Genomic DNA, 16,326 nt, shown 5'->3' on the forward strand with positions numbered 1-16,326 from the left:
ATGATCAGTTTTGCACTTGCAGTCACAAACTTCTGCGACGCTCACTTCGCCATCTCTTCCAGATTCCCCGGCATCTCCGAAACAAAGTCACGTATCTCATCCCGCACCCTGCGAAACTCCGCCATCACCTCTTCGATCGTTCCGATCTTGAACGATGGATCCTCGAACTTGCGATGCACCACCTTAGTCGCACCCGGGAAAACCGGACACGTCTCGTGGGCGTGATCACAAACTGTAACCACGTAATCCATCTCGATCTCCGCGTAATCATCCACGTGCTGCGGCACATGATAGGATATGTCCACCCCCGCCTCGGCCATCACCTCAACGGCCCGTTCATTCAGTTTACCCGGACTAACACCCGCACTGAATGCCTCGATCACATCACCTTTCAAATGCTTCGCCCAGCCCTCAGCCATCTGACTTCTGCAACTGTTGCCGGTGCACAAAAACAGCACGTTCAGTTTCTTTTTTGCCTGCGACATACTATCTCCGGATCTTCTCTCAAAATTTCGTTCATCTTTTCCCTGTCAGCCACGATCTGCTCATCCTCATCAAGCCAGTGCTTCAGATAACCCATCACGATCGACCCGTACTCACCGCACGAAAAACTGTAATGGATCCATCGGCCCTTCTTGCGCCTCTCGACCAGCCCGGCGTTCTTGAGCACACTCAGATGCTTACTCACTGTCGAACCAGCCAGCCCCACAAGCTCCACGATCTGACAGGCACAAAGCTCTCCGTGCTCAGCCAGGGCAAGCACGACCCTCACCCGGCCCTCATCACCAAGAGCCCTGAGCACTTCCGTAACCTCTATAAGATTATTTCTATATTTCGCCATACATCGAAATATACGGTTTAACCCCTTTAGGTTCAACCCATTTTTGCGAAAAATTGAATAATTCTTAAATCTAAAAAGAAAACCGCCGCTAAAACTTAACTTTTCTACGTTTTTCGTTTTTTAACGCTTGATTCCTACGCATCGCCTTTTAAAATCAAGAAAACACCGCGAATTTCGCAATTTCAGCCACATTTGACAAAACCGCAATTCAGTGTCTAATGATAAACAGGGGTACAAAATGAAGATCGGAACCGTCAAAGAGATCAAAACACGTGAATGTCGCGTCGGCCTCACACCGCAGTGCGTAAAAGCCTACACCACCCGAGGCCACCAGCTCTTCGTACAGACCGGCTCGGGTCTGGGCACAGGCTTTACCGACGAACAATACACCGCAGCGGGCGCAACTATCCTCCCCACCGCCAAAGAAGTCTTCGACGCCTGCGACATGATCGTCAAGGTCAAAGAACCCCTGCCCGAAGAATACGACCTCTTCCACCCAGGCCAGATCCTCTACACCTACCTGCACCTCGCAGCCTCAAAAGAACTTACCGACGCCCTGCTTGAGCGAAAAATAAAGGCCGTCGCCTACGAAACCATCGAAACCGCCGACGGTTCACTGCCCTGTCTCAAGCCCATGTCCGAGATCGCAGGCCGACTTTCCATCCAGGAAGGCGCAAAATACCTCGAAAAAACCTACGGCGGACGCGGCATCCTCCTAGGCGGCGTCCCGGGCGTCGCAAGAGGCAAAGTCGCCATCCTCGGCGGAGGCATCGCCGGCACAAACGCATGCAAAATGGCTGTCGGCCTCGGCGCTGATGTCACCGTCCTCGACATTAACCCCGACCGCATGGTCTACCTCGACGACATCTTCTCAACCCACATCACAACCCTCTACAGCAACGACCACAACATCGAACACGTCCTCAAAGAATCCGACCTCGTCATCGGAGCTGTCCTCATCCCCGGCGCAAAGGCCCCCAAACTCATCAAAAAACAGCACCTCAAGATGATGAAACCCGGCTCAGTATTCGTCGACATCGCCGTCGACCAGGGCGGCTCCGCCGAGACAACCCGTCCAACCACTCACGACGAACCCATCTACGTCATCGACGACGTCGTCCACTACTGCGTAGCAAATATGCCCGGCGCTGTAGCTCTTTCCTCGACAATTGCCCTGACATCTGTTACACTCCCCTACGGCCTTAAAATAGCGGAACAAGGCCTCGAAAGTGCCTGCCGCCAGTCGCAGCCGCTGGCAAAAGGCGTAAACGTCTACCTGGGCAAATGTGTCTACGAGCCTGTCGCACAGGACCACGGGCTCAAATACACTCCGCTCGGGGAAGTTCTGGAGTAATTTTGGAGCAAAAAATGCAGCCGGACAAGACCGATTGGCAGATAATCGAAATTCTTTCTAAACAGCACATTCCGAACAATCAGATCGCCCGGCAGCTCGGCGTATCAGAAGGAACCGTCAGGCGGCGCATCAAGGCGCTCCAGGACGCTGGCGTAATGCGAGTAAGAGCACTTCTCGACCCCGATGTCCTCAAAGACAAACAGCTCGCCATCATCCTGGCATCCGTAAAAGAATCGAAATTGCTCAAAGAAAAGGCCACTGAAGTCTCTAAACTGCAAAACGTCAACTCCGTCGCCATAATATCCGGCGCTTACGACCTGCTCATAGAAGTCATTGTCTCTTCCAACCGCGGAATGATCACCTTCCTCACCGAGCAGTTGTCCACCGTCAAGGGTATCGAAAAGACTGAAACCCACGTCGTAATGAAAAGCTACGGCAAGTATATATGATCTCAAACAACTAAATCAGCACCCCTATAACCCTCACAACCCATCCATCGGCAACAATCCCTACAGCCTGACCAGAACTTCCGCCCTCCGGCATCGCCGCATACTTGCACCCACCCCCTACTTTTTACTATACTATAACTATCTATAAATTGACAGAGCAGGCAGTAACACAGCAAATCTGCCGTTTTTTAACAAAAAAAACAGCCTCAAACGCCAAGATCGTGTTGTTTTCGTTAAAAATTGCAGTTTTTTTGCTCTAACGCTGCCTCCGCAAGTAGTTATGTAATGAAAGACGGCGCACGGACACGCCGTAATAGTGGTTTATCACCATAATTTGGGGATTTGCAGCACACGGATGTCTCGGCCCTGCTAATTACGTATTGCAGGATTTTTATATCCTGCAATTTTTAAAGTGAAAGAGTTTGTGGAGAGTGAAATGAGAACCCTGAAAGTACTTCTTGCCCTTATTGTGATCGCAGTTACTGCACCGTCATACGCCGCGGACCCGTTCCAGGCGACAGATGACATCTTTATTACAACCCCCAACACAGCCAAAACATGCTACGTCCTCCTCAACGAGGCACAGGCCTTCCCGGACACGACGGTAACACTCGTATCCTTCGATTCGACATCCAGCCAGGGAGGCTCCGTCACAGGCAACGGCGACGGAACCGTAACCTACACACCGCCCACCTCATTCGCAGGCAGGGACAGCTTCACCTACACCTCGACCGACGGACTGACAAACAGCACCGCAACCGTAACCATCAACGTCAACCAGACCTTCAACGGCGATACCGCTCGCAACCAGATCCTCAACGGCGTAACCTCACTCGCCAATCCCAGCGGCCCTGGCTACATGGTCTCCTACGGCCAGACCGCATATTCCATATCGCATTACAACACCGACCGCCGCAATCCTCAGATCGCTGCTTCCACCATCGGACAGGGACGCGTCATCGCCTTACCCGACCATCAGTGGCTCAACATGGACTCATACGGCAGTGATACCTCAACAGGAAACTTCTACCGCAATGGCCTTGAATGGCTCGCGGGTACCACAAATAAAAATATTAAGATCGTCGTCACCAGTTCCACCGGCGCCGCCACCTGGATCCAGCAGCAGGGCTACACAAACGTCGTCCAAAGCTCCGACTTCCAGAACCAGCTCTCAGATGCCGATGTACTCGTCGGCTGGCTCGGCTCCGGCATCTCCAACGCCAACTGCCAGGCAGTAATTGACTTCGTCGCCAACGGCGGCGGCCTTTTCATCTGCGACTACGGCATCGGCTACGACTGGTGGTGGGGCAAAGCAATCCCCGACGCACCAGGCAACCGCGTCTGCAGGCACGCAGGCATAGGCTTTAAAAACAGTTGGCCAGGCGGTTCACTCCCCATCAACCGCTCCTCGGGTCAAACCGACAGCGACGACGTAATAAACATCCTCGCCGGCTCAGGCTCATACACCACGACCGACCGCGACATCGCAGGCACCGTCCTTGACGGTATCTACAACACAGTCGCATCGGACGACGCACTCGTCGCAAGAATGGACTACGAATTCTACGAACGCATCCAGACCATCAACCCAAGCCCGAGCTCCCCCGTCTCCGACGAATTCGAAAAAGCACTGCTAAAACGCGAATGCCAGATACTCCTCGACACACCAGTCGAAGAGACCGTCGCACACAGAACCGCCCAAGCTTGCTACGGCACGATCCCCGCAGACGCGCAAAGAGTAACCAAAACACTTTCGTTCAGCGTAACCGAAGAAGGCCGTGACATCCGCGGCAATGACAGCGGCATCTGGCTCAGCACGGGCCTCTACGCAGTACCAGGTGAGATTGTCACGGTATCCACCAGCGATCCGATCACAAACCTCGGTATGGGCATCAAGATCAACGGCGACTGGAACAATGTCAGCGACCGCGGCTCCTATCTCCGAATGCCTTTCGGCACCAGCCGCGACTACGCACTGAACCAGTCAAGCATTCTCACCGCCAACCCCTTCGGCGGCATCATCTACATCACGATCCCAAGAAACACAGTACCAGGCGACTTCGACATAACTATCGAAAATGCGATCGAAGCACCTTACTTCATTCAGGGCGTCCACACCAACGAAGACTGGCTCAACGAGATCCGCAACAAGCCTGCTCCGTTCGCCGAGCTGGTTTCCGACAACATGATCATCTCGCTCTCAAAAGACAAAGTAACAAACCTCGAGGACCCCGAGGCCCTCATGGAGTTCTGGGAACAGGGTCTTACCGCACAGGATGACCTCGCGGGCCTTACAGGCAACAGAACCCGCCAAACCCGAATGTACAGCATGATCCAGACCGCATGGGGCAGCGGCTACGCAGGTTATCCCATCGGTGCATGGAACTGGGATTTCGCAAACCTGCAATCGCTCGAACAGGGCTATTGCTGGGGCCAGTACCACGAAACGGGCCACCTCCACCAGAGCGGCTACTGGACCGACGGTCGTACAGGCGAAGTCACAGTTAACATCTTCTCCATGGTTGGCATCGAAGCAGCGTGCGATTCAGGTCAGGCTGGCACCGGCTGGAGCCGCATGTGGGACACCGACTCCCGTGTTGACGAATACCGCAACGCAAGACTCGCCGGCGGCTTCGACGAAGTAGGCGTTGGAACCAGACTCGTAATGTACGCACAACTGAGATTCGCATTCGGCTGGGATGCTTTCAAACAGACCTTCCAGACTTACCACGACGACCAACAGAATGCATCCTGGAAGCTGCCCACCAATGACCAGGAAGAATGGGACCAGTTCATGACACGATTCTCGCGAGTCGTAGGTTTCGACCTCTCGCCCTTCTTCATTAACTGGGACTTCGGCGTTTCACAGACAGCCATAAACTCCCTCAGCGATCTGCCCGCATGGAACATGGTCGAAACAAAACCTGACTCAGCAACCGTCACTCAAGGCAAATCCGTTGTCCTCCCCGACGTCGCTGCAAACGACTACAGCTTCGACGGAACTCTCAACGTGACCGGCTACGAGGACCCTGCAAACGGAACCGTAACCGACAACGGCGACGGCACGTTCACATACACCCCCGACCCCGGCTTCGAAGGCCAGGAAACGCTCACCTACATCATCGAGAACGGCTACAACAACCAGTTCCGCGAAAGTGTACAAATCACCGTCAACACAGTCGAAAGCGCACTCCTGGGCCACTGGCCCCTCGACGCTAACGGCTGGGACTACAGTCAGTACGGCAACGATGCAACATTGAACGGCACATACTACGTCGGCGGCCTGCTCAAGTACTCCATCAAATGCGACGGCTACAATGACTACCTCGACGTAGGAACCGGCCCATCCATCTCAGGCTACAATGACTTCACAGTCTCTGCATGGATAAAGACCCGCGCACTGCAGGACCAGGTCATCGTCCAGCAGCGCGACAGCGGCTACAACGGACAGTACGTCTGTAAGGTTGAATCGAACGGCACCCTCACCTTCTACGTCTATGGCGACTACGGCTATCAGTTCGACTTCTATTCTGCAGAGCGTGTAAACGACTACAGTTGGCATCACGTCGCATTCGTACGCGAAGGAGAGAACGGCTACATCTACACTGACGGCGTTCTCACAGCCTCAGCATCAGGCTCCATCAAGCCGCTCGACTCTAACATCGGAACCTACATCGGAGCCGACGTTAGGGACGGCGTAGATTACTTCAACGGCAATATCGACGACGTCGCCATCTGGGAAATGGCTCTCGGCGAAACCGACATACAGAACATTTACGAAAAAGGTATGGCCGGAAAAACCTTCCGCTATCAAACCAGCGGCGAACAAGGCTTCAAGGACCTCGCAATATTCTCAGCCAACTGGCTCGACACCAACTGTCGTTACTGCAACGGTGCGAACCTCGACTGGGACAGCGACGTCGATTTCGACGACCTGGAGATACTCGCTTCCCAGTGGCTCCAGCCTTGGTAAAATATAAACCACTCGTTTAATTCCTTAGCGGGACAGGGACTCATTCCTTGTCCCGCTTTTTTTGCGCTGTAAGTTTACAAGAATAAGCTTAACATTTTATCGAAATGACCTTAAAATCTCAGATTGGTCGTAACAGGGCATCACTCACACTAATCTTAAGGAGACTCTCAATGCGTACAAAACTGATCGCCGCTCTCACTGTCCTCATACTTTCCGCCACCTCACTCGCCGAAGTAAAGCTCCCGGCCCTCTTCAGTAGTGACATGGTTCTCCAGCAAAAAACCGAGAACCCCATCTGGGGATGGGCCGAGCCCGGCGAGAAGGTTACCGTAAAACCATCATGGGCATGGTTCGCCAAATCTACAAAAGCCGACGACAACGGCAAATGGATGGTAAAGATCAAAACACCAAAGGCAGGCGGACCCCACACCATCACCATCAAAGGTGTAAACGAAATAACACTCGACAACATATTGACCGGCGAACTCTGGCTCTGCGGAGGCCAGTCAAACATGGAATGGCCCCTCACCAGGGCAATGAACGCCCAGGCCGAAATAGCCGCCGCCGACTACCCCAACATCCGCCTCTTCGATGTGGCACGAGCAGCCTCGCCAACACCCAAAGAAAACGTCACCGGCTCATGGTCGCCGTGCACTCCAAAATCCGTAGCATCCTTCAGCGGTGTCGGCTACTTCTTCGGCCGCAAGCTCCACAAGGACCTCGATGTCCCCGTCGGCCTGATCAGCTCAAACTGGGGCGGCACTGCGGCCCAGGCCTGGACAAGCATTGACACGCTCAAAGAAATACCCGATTTTGCAGATGCTGCCAAAAACCTCGACCCCGCCGCCCAGAAGCGACAAATCAAGCAAAAGATAGATGACTGGAACGCAGCTATCGGTAAAATTGACAAGGGCACAAAAGACAACTGGCAGAAACCTCTAACAGACATTTCAGATTGGAAGTCAATGAGCCTCCCTCAAAAATGGAGTACTACAGAGCTTTCCGATTTGGATGGCATAGTATGGTTCCGCAGGACATTCAACCTCCCGCCCTCCTGGGCAAATAAAGACATGACCCTCTCACTCGGCCCCATTGACGACATCGACACCACCTACATCAACGGCCAAAAGATCGCCACCACAACCAAATGGTCAACCCCACGTAAATACACCGTACCCGCATCGATACTGAAAACAGGCAAAAACAGCATTGCCGTTCGTGTTATAGACACACAAAGAGAAGGCGGCTTCTCAGGCACACCCCAACAGATGTCCATCAAACCGCAGGACACCGCAAACAAGAACGCCGCAACACTTGCAGGCGAATGGAAATACAAGATCGGCACCAAAAATGCAAAAGTCCCCCAGTACCCGCAACCTGTCAGCGCCATCAACAGACACACACCCTCGGCCCTCTACAACGGCATGATCGCACCCCTCGTCCCCCTCAGAATAGCAGGCGTCATCTGGTACCAGGGCGAAGCAAACACAGGCAACCCCATACAATACCGAACCCTCTTCCCCGCAATGATCGAGGACTGGCGAGAACAGTTCGACCAACCCGATTTCCCCTTCTACTACGTGCAGATAGCACCCTACAATTACGGCCCAAGCCGCCACGCAGCCGCCTTGCGTGAGGCCCAACTGATGACCCTCGACAAGACCGAAAACACCGGCATGGTCGTCACCATGGACATCGGCAACCCGCAGAACATCCACCCGAAAAATAAACAGGAAGTCGGCCGACGTCTCGCACTCTGGGCACTCGCAGAAACCTACGATCAAAAAGACATCACACCCTCCGGCCCGCTCTATAAAGCATACAAAATTGAAAACAGCAAGATCCGCGTCATGTTCGACTACGCAGACTCAGGCCTCCAGGCCAACGGCCCGCTAAAGCACTTCGAGATCGCAGGCAAGGATAAAAACTTCCACCCCGCAAACGCACGCATCGAAGACGGCACCATCCTCGTCTACAGCGAAAAAATCGACAACCCCATCGCCGTCCGCTACGGCTGGTCCAACACAGCAGAAACCAATCTCTTCAACAACGAAGGCCTCCCCGCATCGTCATTCCGCACCGACGACTGGCCCCTGAACTGATGGACCGGCAATAAACTCACACACCAACAAAAAAAGACCCGCGGCCAAAACCGTGGGTCTTTTTCATTTACTGATCACCATGGCTACATTTCATCAAGCCGTCAGAACCACCCACTTGCATGCATCAAAAGCCCTTTGGACTGAATTTGTCATTCCGGGCTTGACCCGGGATCCAGAGAACATTACGAGTACACATGCACTGCCAAAACCAACTCCCGCCATCAATACTTGTGATACGATCGAGGCGCATCACAAACATCCGAAAATGACTCACACCAAACCACCCGCCCCCTAGTCAAAATCCGTCACCCACTCCCCGCTCTCATGCATATCGAAAAACTTCACCAGCATCAACGCCCAACCGCATTAACGCCCAAACTGTCATCCCGGGCTTGACCCGGGATCCAGAGAACATTACGAGTACACATGCACTGCCAAAACCAACTCCCGCCATCAATACTTGTGATACGATCGAGGCGCATCACAAACATCCGAAAATGACTCACACCAAACCACCCGCCCCCTAGTCAAAATCCGTCACCCACTCACCGCTCTCATACATATCGAAAAACTTCTCCAACTGATGCTCAAGCGTCCGTCCCCGCGAAAGCTCCGGTATCTCGTCCCGCCCGAAAAACCTCACATCGCTCGTCTCGATACTCGTCCGCGCCTCCCCGCCCACGATCTCACACAAAAAGAACATCTTGTAAATATCAAAAACATACTCCGGCTTATGCCCCTGCCTGTCACGATCATAAACCGCCAGCAGCCGCTTCGCCTCCACCAAAAACCCGCTCTCTTCCCACACCTCGCGCACCACATTCTCGCTCGGCGTCATCCCCACATCGCACCATCCGCCCGGCAGCGTCCACCCGCCGTCCTCGATCTCCTTGACCAGCAGCACCTTCCCGTCCCGAAACACCACCCCCCGCGAATCAACCTTCGGCGTCGGATACCCCATGTCCTTCTGCAGCAGCCGCACGATCTCCTCCGCATCCAGGTCGGTATGCCGCTCCAGCACCTTCGCAGCTATCTCCTCGATCTCCTCATGCCGTCCCAGCTCATACTCGTCCTTCGCGAAAAACTTCCCCGCCTGCGATATCGCCTTCAGCCGCTTGGCAATGTGAAACCAGTCAAATTTCATAAACGCTCAACTCCCGTCATCAAAAAAATCAATACGACCAACCCTACCACACATACCCGCACCGCTCAACCATCCTTCAAAACACATTCCCCCGCCAGCACCCCCGTCGACCACGCGATCTGCAGATTGTACCCCCCGCAAGGCCCGTCCGCATCCATAACCTCACCCGCGAAATACAGCCCCGCACAAACCTTCGACTCCATCGTTCGACCGTCGATCTCACCAAGCGATACCCCGCCCCGCGTAACCGTCGCCTCCGCGATAGGCCTCGTCGCCACAGCCGTCATCTTCGTTTCCTTCAACAGCCGCACCAGCATCGCCCGCTTCTTCTTGCCGACCTCGCCCGCCTTAACCCCTTCCCGCATATCCAACTGCATCACCAGCTCCCACGCAAGCGCCTTAGGCACATGCCATCCCAAAACCGCGGCAAGCCCCTTCCTCGCATGCTTACCGAACTCCTCCACCAGCATCGCACGCACCTGCTCATGATCCCGCCCAGGCAAAAAGTCAACCAAAAGCTCCACAGGCCCCTCACCCGCCGCAAGCACATCCGTAACTGATACGCTTATATCGAACACCGCCGGCCCGCCAACTCCCGTCCCCGTAAACATCAAGGGCCCGCTCGCACTTATCCGCTTCTTCTTGACCCTCACACTAACCCGAACCTCCGGCACCCCCACGCCTCGCAGACCCTTCACCCACTCCTCCTCAACCACCAACGGCACCACCGACGCTTTAGGCTCCACCACTGAATGCCCCAGCGACTGCGCGATCTCGTAACCATCCCCCGTCGATCCCGTCCCCGGCCAGCTCTTCCCGCCAGTCGCAACTACCACCGCCCGACACTCCACGAAATCCCCCGCAAACTCCACCCGAAAAACCTCGCCCTCTTTCCGTACCGCCTCCACCCGCTTGCCGTACAAAAACCGCACCCCCGCATCCTTCGCCTCCCCCACCAGCACCCTCTTCACATCGTTCGCCCGATCGCTCGCCGGAAAAACACACCCATCCGCATCCACACGCGTCTCAACCCCTCGCTCCCGCAAAAACGCCATCATATCATCCGCCCCGAACTCCCACAGCGAGTACTTCAAAAACCGCCCGCACTTACCGCACCGCCGCGCAAACTCATCCGCCCCCACCGCATGCGTAACATTGCACCTGCCCCTCCCCGTCTTCAGCAGCTTCCGACCCACCGTCGTGTTCCGCTCGACCAACGCAACCGCAAGCCCACGCCGCGCAGCAAATATCGCAGCCATCATCCCCGCCGGACCCGCACCGATAACACAAACATCACTTCGCATAATAACTCAGAGCTTCTTCTCAGATGCCCCGCCTAAAATTCAAAAGAAACGCCCCCGCACCAAAAGAAAAAACGAGTGGGCCTGTAAGCCGAGTTCTGTTCCCGATTCTCACCGGGCAGCAGTCATTTAACTTGACCGACCGTTACCAGCCGGCTCTCCCCGAAAGGAAGCGACCTACCCGTTGCCATCGGCCGGGCCGACCTGACAACTGCTTGGTCTTGCAGGCGGTGGGGTTTGCCCTGCCGACGACGTCACCGCCGTCGCGGTGCGCTCTTACCGCACCATTTCACCTTTACCTGGACCGGCGAACCGATCCATAGGCCGTATCTTTTCTGCGGCACTTTCCCGCGGGTCACCCCGGGTGGCCGTTAGCCACCACCGTGCCCTGTCCTGCTCGGACTTTCCTCCGGCATATCTCAGCCGGCGACTGCTCGGCCCACTCATCAATTAATATACCGCATCCGCCCCCATTGTTCACGCCAAATCCCCGCCTCTCATATCGAAAATTCAAACCCGCCGCCTGATAAAGTGTGTCCGGACACGTTTTTCCCCTTGAACCCATCGCCCGTATTTCGATAATATTTTGTGGAGAGTTTGTCAAAGGCCCGCGGGGCAACTGTTAGTCAGACCCACGGGATTTACTGATGGCTCTTCATTAAAGCCATCCGACCGGCCGTCACCGGTTGAGGGCACATTGCTCGGCGGCGTTTGACGCGAACGTCCAGTGCCGTGGACGGCCTCAGAAACCCGGCTTGCCGGGGGGAGTGGTCCGCCCGAGAATTTCTCGGCAGCGTATAGTAATGTGCCCAACGCGATGGCTTTTTTAGATTCTTCACGTCAGGGAATGATCGCAACGTTCAATCTTTTTCCCGTTAGTTTACCGCACCCGCCAGCCGCACAATTTCATAGTCCGCCGAGAATGGACCCAACCCAAAGTTCGTCGGAGGCGCGGCTGTTAAATTTTGCGGCGGCCCAACGCCCCCCCCGATTTAATCAGTCATGAACCAAAAACAATTCTCGGCTCAGCAAAAACCCGCCGGCCCTACTGCTTCACCATCTCGAAATGCTGCTCATACTCCTTCCCGTCCGCCTCCGGATAGTCCTTCCGAAAATGCACGCCCCTGCTCTCACACCGCTTCGTAGCCGCCCCCGCCATCAGCAGCGAAACCGTCAGCATATTCTGCACCTCCCACTCGAACGGCTTGTCGAACACCTTGTCCATCACATAACGCTGCCAGAACGTAATGATCTCCTGCGCTTCCTCCAAAGGCCGCTGCGTCCGCGTGATCCCCACGTTCCTCCACATCAGCGCCCGCAGCGAGTTTCGCACATCGTCCGCGTCCAATCGACTGCGATCCGACACCGGCACATCATACTTGTACTTGCGAAACGTCAGCCTCGCCTCGCCGTTCTCACCCTTCGCAGCCTCCTCACCAGCAACCTGCCCAAACACCAGCGCCTCCAGCAGCGAATTGCTCCCCAGCCGATTCGCACCATGCAGCCCCGTCGAAGCGACCTCCCCGCACGCATACAGATTCTCTACATTCGTCCGCGCCTTGCCGTCCACCTTCACCCCGCCTATCATGTAGTGCGCACTCGGCCGAACCGGTATCATCTGCGTACTCACATCGATATCAAAGCTCTCGCAAAGCTCGCTGATCAGCGGGAACCGTTTCGAAAAATGCTCCTTGTCAAAGTGCCGTATATCCAGATAAACATGCGTCGCATCCGTCTTCAGCATACGATCCAGTATCGCCCTGCTAACCACGTCCCGCGGCGCAAGCTCCGCACGCTCATCATACTCGCTCATGAACGCAACCCCCTCCCGATCCCGCAGTATCCCCCCTTCACCTCGCAGCACCTCCGTGATCAGCGCACGCGAAGCACCCGCAATATAAAGCGTCGTCGGATGAAACTGCATAAATTCCATATCCCGCAGCACCGCCCCCGCGCGCCACGCCATCGCTAACCCGTCACCCGTCGCTATCGGCGGATTCGTCGTCTCCCTATACAGCTTGCCCGCACCCCCGCTGGCCAGTATCGTATTCCGCGCCCAGATAACCTCCTGCCCCACGCCTTCCGCATACCCGATCGCCCCCACACACACGTTCCCGTCGGTCGTGATCAGATCGACCGCGAAAAAGTTCTCAATTACCTTAATATTATCCATCCCCCGCACCTTCCGCCCCAGCGCCTCGATTATCCCCCGCCCCGTCGAGTCGCCATGAGCATGAGCCACCCGCGCCCGCGTATGTCCACCCTCCATCGTGATATCGATCTTACCGTCGCTCATGTCAAATTCCGTCCCCCACTCCAGCAGCTCACGCACAAGCCCCGGCCCCTTCTCCACCACCTCCCGAACGATCGCCTCATCACACATCCCGCCTCCCGCCGCGATCGTATCCTGCACATGCTCCTCCACACTGTCATCAGACCCAAGCACCGCCGCGATCCCCCCCTGCGCCTTCCACGTATTGCTCTCCTCAAGCTCCTTCTTGCATACCAGCATCACATTACAGCCCGTCTGCCCCGCCTCTATCGCAGCGCGCAGACCCGCAATACCGCTGCCGATAACCAGCACATCCGCAAAAAGCTGCTGCGTCTTCGAAGTATCGATCGGTACAAGATAACGCCTGTTCTCAACCTGCTTAGCTGTCATGTATGCTCCGGAATAAACCTCGGCCGCTGCGTGCCGGCCGCAAATTCAGCACAACCTGCTCTCGCCGTGAACCGACCCTCTATTCAACGGCCCAACCTGTGCCTCAAATCACAAACCCCCATTTTACCCCCGGACACACTATTTCGCCAGCTTTTTCCACTGATTACAAACGTAGCTCACCCGCAATGGTTAGCCAAAATGCCAATATCAACCAGGTATGATATTACCCCAGCATCCCCGCCCAGTCCGCATCACCCAGCGCCTCGACCGTCAGCTCCCCGAGCTTCCCGCTAGCCACATCACTGTCCTCGTCCTTCGGCACAACGCTCAAAACAGGCACATCGCCCCATTCCTCGATAACCACAGCCGCCTGCTCCTCTGCAATACTCGAATCGAACGCGTCATACCCGCTGATAACCACACCCGCAACCTCGAGCCCCGCACCGCGAATGCAGTCCACCGTCAGCAGCGTATGATTGATCGTCCCCAGATCAGGCCTCGCCACGATCACCACAGGCAGCCCGAACCACTTCGCCAGCCCCAGCATATCCACCCCCGCATCGACAGGCACCCGGATTCCGCCCGCGCCTTCGACGATCACCGCATCACTCTCCGCAACAACCTTCTCATACGCCTTCGCCATCGCCTGAAAATCCACCGGCCGATTTTCATGCTCCGCACTCACGCACGGCGCCGCCGGCAAAACATACCCCACCGGACATATCGTATCCAGCCGATGCTCACTACCGCTGTGCCTCCGCAAAAATTCCGGATCCTCGTTCACCAGCCCCTCGTCATGGTATTGACATCCCGTCGCGACCGGCTTGAATACACCGACCCGCTTGCCCGCATCACGCAAGATCTTCGCGATCCCGCCCCCCACAAGCGTCTTGCCGATACCCGTATCGGTCCCGGTAACAAAAAATCCCTTCGCACTCGGCAGCCTCAGTTCCTCAGCCATTACGCACTCTCCACAATACCGGGCAGCTCGTCCCGGATCGAATCATAAATAATACTCATCATCTCATCGAGCAGCTCGACGCTCATCCCCACTGGCGGCATCAGCACGACAACATTACCGAGGTTGCGAACCATCAGCCCCTTGTCCCGCATCGAAAGGATCAGCTTCCGCGCGACCATCTGCTCGTAATCGAATTCTTCCTTGCTCTCCTTGTCCCGCACCAGCTCGATACCGCCGAACAGCCCAACATGCCTCGCATCCCCCACAAATGGCAGCTCGCGAATCTTAACCGCCCACTCCTCCATCTTCGCGATCTTCGCATCCAGCGACGCCAGTACATCGTTCTTCTCGAACAGATCCAGCGACGCTATCGCAGCCGCACAACCCAGCGCATTGCCGGTATACGTATGCCCATGATAAAATGTCTTGTGCTCGTCCGGCTCACCCAGGAACGCCTCAAAAACCTTCTCCGTCGTAACCGTCGCGGCCAGCGGCAGATACCCCCCGCTTATACCCTTCGCCATGCACATAAAGTCCGGCCGAACATCCTCCTTCTCACACGCGAACATCCTCCCCGTCTTGCCGAACCCCGTCGCCACCTCATCAACGATCAGCAGCACCCCGTACTTCCGAGCAAGCTCCTCGACGCCCTTCAAAAATCCCTCAGGATGCACCAGTATCCCCGCCGCACCCTGAACCAGAGGCTCAACCACGATCCCCGCGATCTGCCCCTCGTTATTCTTCAACAGCGCTTCCATCTGCTCTAAACCGTGCGCCCGGCATTCATCCTCCGTCCCCTCATACCGGTACACGAACGGACTGTCCACATAATACGTCTCAAACAGCAGCGACCTGAATATCCCGTGAAACAGCCCGATCCCCCCGACACTGACCGACCCGATCGTATCACCGTGATACGCATCGCCAAGCGCAATAAACTTCGTCCGCTTAGTATCACCCTGGTTCCGCCAGTACTGATACGCCATCTTTATCGCGATCTCGACGCTCGTCGCCCCGCTGTCCGAATAAAAAACCCGCTCAAGGCCCTCCGGCGAGATTTCCGCCAGCCGACCCGCCAGCTCGATCGCCTTCTCCTGACCAAGCCCCAGCATCGTACTGTGCGCGATCTTGCCCAACTGCCCCTTCACAGCATCGTCGATCTCCTTCACCCGATGCCCGTGCACATTGCACCAAAGCGAACTGACCCCGTCGATATATCGCCTGCCCTCGGTATCCACCAGGTAAAATCCGTCACCCGACTCGATGATCACCGGCTCATCTTCCAGCCAGTCCTTCATCTGCGTAAAAGGGTACCAGAGATGCTTACGATCCGTTTCTAATAATTTTTTCGTAGACTCATTCATAATGCCCCGCATTATGCACATTCCGCCACCCCAGTCAACCCGCACGAGGACTATCTAACCCCGAGCAAATCGCTCCGAATATCGCCCTGGTCGCCCTTAAACCCCGCCAAAGCAGGATTTTACCGCAGAATCTTGGTTGCACGATTACCTAATGCGCGCATCATATTATTAGAGC

The 16,326-nt window shown here is 55.7% G+C and carries 11 protein-coding genes and 1 other RNA gene; 4 read left to right on the forward strand and 8 right to left on the reverse strand.

The window, feature by feature from the left end; genetic code table 11:
• Positions 1 to 41: 41 nt before the first annotated feature.
• Positions 42 to 485, reverse strand: a complete 444-nt coding sequence (locus STSP2_RS01390) for an arsenate reductase ArsC (RefSeq protein WP_146659147.1) — start codon at positions 483 to 485, stop codon at positions 42 to 44.
• Positions 461 to 841, reverse strand: coding sequence for an ArsR/SmtB family transcription factor (locus STSP2_RS01395; protein WP_146659148.1), 381 nt, complete (start codon positions 839 to 841; stop codon positions 461 to 463). Before STSP2_RS01395 ends, STSP2_RS01390 begins: the two co-directional genes overlap by 25 nt.
• A gap of 238 nt (positions 842 to 1,079) precedes the next feature.
• On the opposite strand from STSP2_RS01395, the gene ald reads away from it, so the two are divergent.
• From ald to STSP2_RS01415, 4 genes are all read left to right on the forward strand, one after another.
• A complete protein-coding gene (gene ald / locus STSP2_RS01400; protein WP_146659150.1) occupies positions 1,080 to 2,195 on the forward strand; it encodes an alanine dehydrogenase in 1,116 nt (371 codons plus the stop codon).
• 14 nt (positions 2,196 to 2,209) lie between these two features.
• Complete coding sequence (locus STSP2_RS01405) at positions 2,210 to 2,644, forward strand: Lrp/AsnC family transcriptional regulator (protein ID WP_169852895.1); 435 nt, start codon at positions 2,210 to 2,212, stop codon at positions 2,642 to 2,644.
• Between the two features lie 436 nt (positions 2,645 to 3,080).
• The gene (locus STSP2_RS01410; protein WP_146659154.1) at positions 3,081 to 6,617 is read left to right on the forward strand and encodes a M60 family metallopeptidase; all 3,537 of its coding nucleotides are present in this window, start codon (positions 3,081 to 3,083) and stop codon (positions 6,615 to 6,617) included.
• Positions 6,618 to 6,787: 170 nt separating this feature from the next.
• Complete coding sequence (locus STSP2_RS01415) at positions 6,788 to 8,719, forward strand: sialate O-acetylesterase (RefSeq protein ID WP_169852896.1); 1,932 nt, start codon at positions 6,788 to 6,790, stop codon at positions 8,717 to 8,719.
• A gap of 523 nt (positions 8,720 to 9,242) precedes the next feature.
• On the opposite strand, the gene STSP2_RS01420 is transcribed toward STSP2_RS01415, so the two are convergent.
• The 6 genes from STSP2_RS01420 to bioA all read right to left on the reverse strand — a co-directional run bounded on the left by STSP2_RS01420 (position 9,243) and on the right by bioA (position 16,154).
• Entirely contained in the window at positions 9,243 to 9,863 is a 621-nt protein-coding gene (locus STSP2_RS01420) for an NUDIX hydrolase (RefSeq protein ID WP_146659158.1), read from the reverse strand.
• 65 nt (positions 9,864 to 9,928) lie between these two features.
• Positions 9,929 to 11,167, reverse strand: coding sequence for a BaiN/RdsA family NAD(P)/FAD-dependent oxidoreductase (locus tag STSP2_RS01425; RefSeq protein WP_146659160.1), 1,239 nt, complete (start codon positions 11,165 to 11,167; stop codon positions 9,929 to 9,931).
• Positions 11,168 to 11,235: 68 nt separating this feature from the next.
• Positions 11,236 to 11,610, reverse strand: an RNA gene (gene rnpB / locus STSP2_RS01430) — RNase P RNA component class A.
• A 599-nt stretch (positions 11,611 to 12,209) separates the two neighbouring features.
• Positions 12,210 to 13,826 carry an L-aspartate oxidase gene (nadB, locus tag STSP2_RS01435; protein ID WP_146659162.1) on the reverse strand — a complete coding sequence of 539 codons (1,617 nt, stop codon included), beginning with the start codon at positions 13,824 to 13,826 and terminating at the stop codon, positions 12,210 to 12,212.
• Between the two features lie 223 nt (positions 13,827 to 14,049).
• Positions 14,050 to 14,787 (reverse strand): dethiobiotin synthase, encoded by a 738-nt coding sequence (gene bioD / locus STSP2_RS01440; RefSeq protein ID WP_146659164.1) that lies wholly within the window; start codon positions 14,785 to 14,787, stop codon positions 14,050 to 14,052.
• Entirely contained in the window at positions 14,787 to 16,154 is a 1,368-nt protein-coding gene (bioA, locus tag STSP2_RS01445; RefSeq protein ID WP_418202201.1) for an adenosylmethionine--8-amino-7-oxononanoate transaminase, read from the reverse strand. The genes bioD and bioA overlap by 1 nt, the downstream gene beginning before the upstream one ends.
• Positions 16,155 to 16,326: the final 172 nt, after the last annotated feature.

It is taken from the genome of Anaerohalosphaera lusitana (assembly GCF_002007645.1).
GTDB classification, from domain to species: domain Bacteria; phylum Planctomycetota; class Phycisphaerae; order Sedimentisphaerales; family Anaerohalosphaeraceae; genus Anaerohalosphaera; species Anaerohalosphaera lusitana.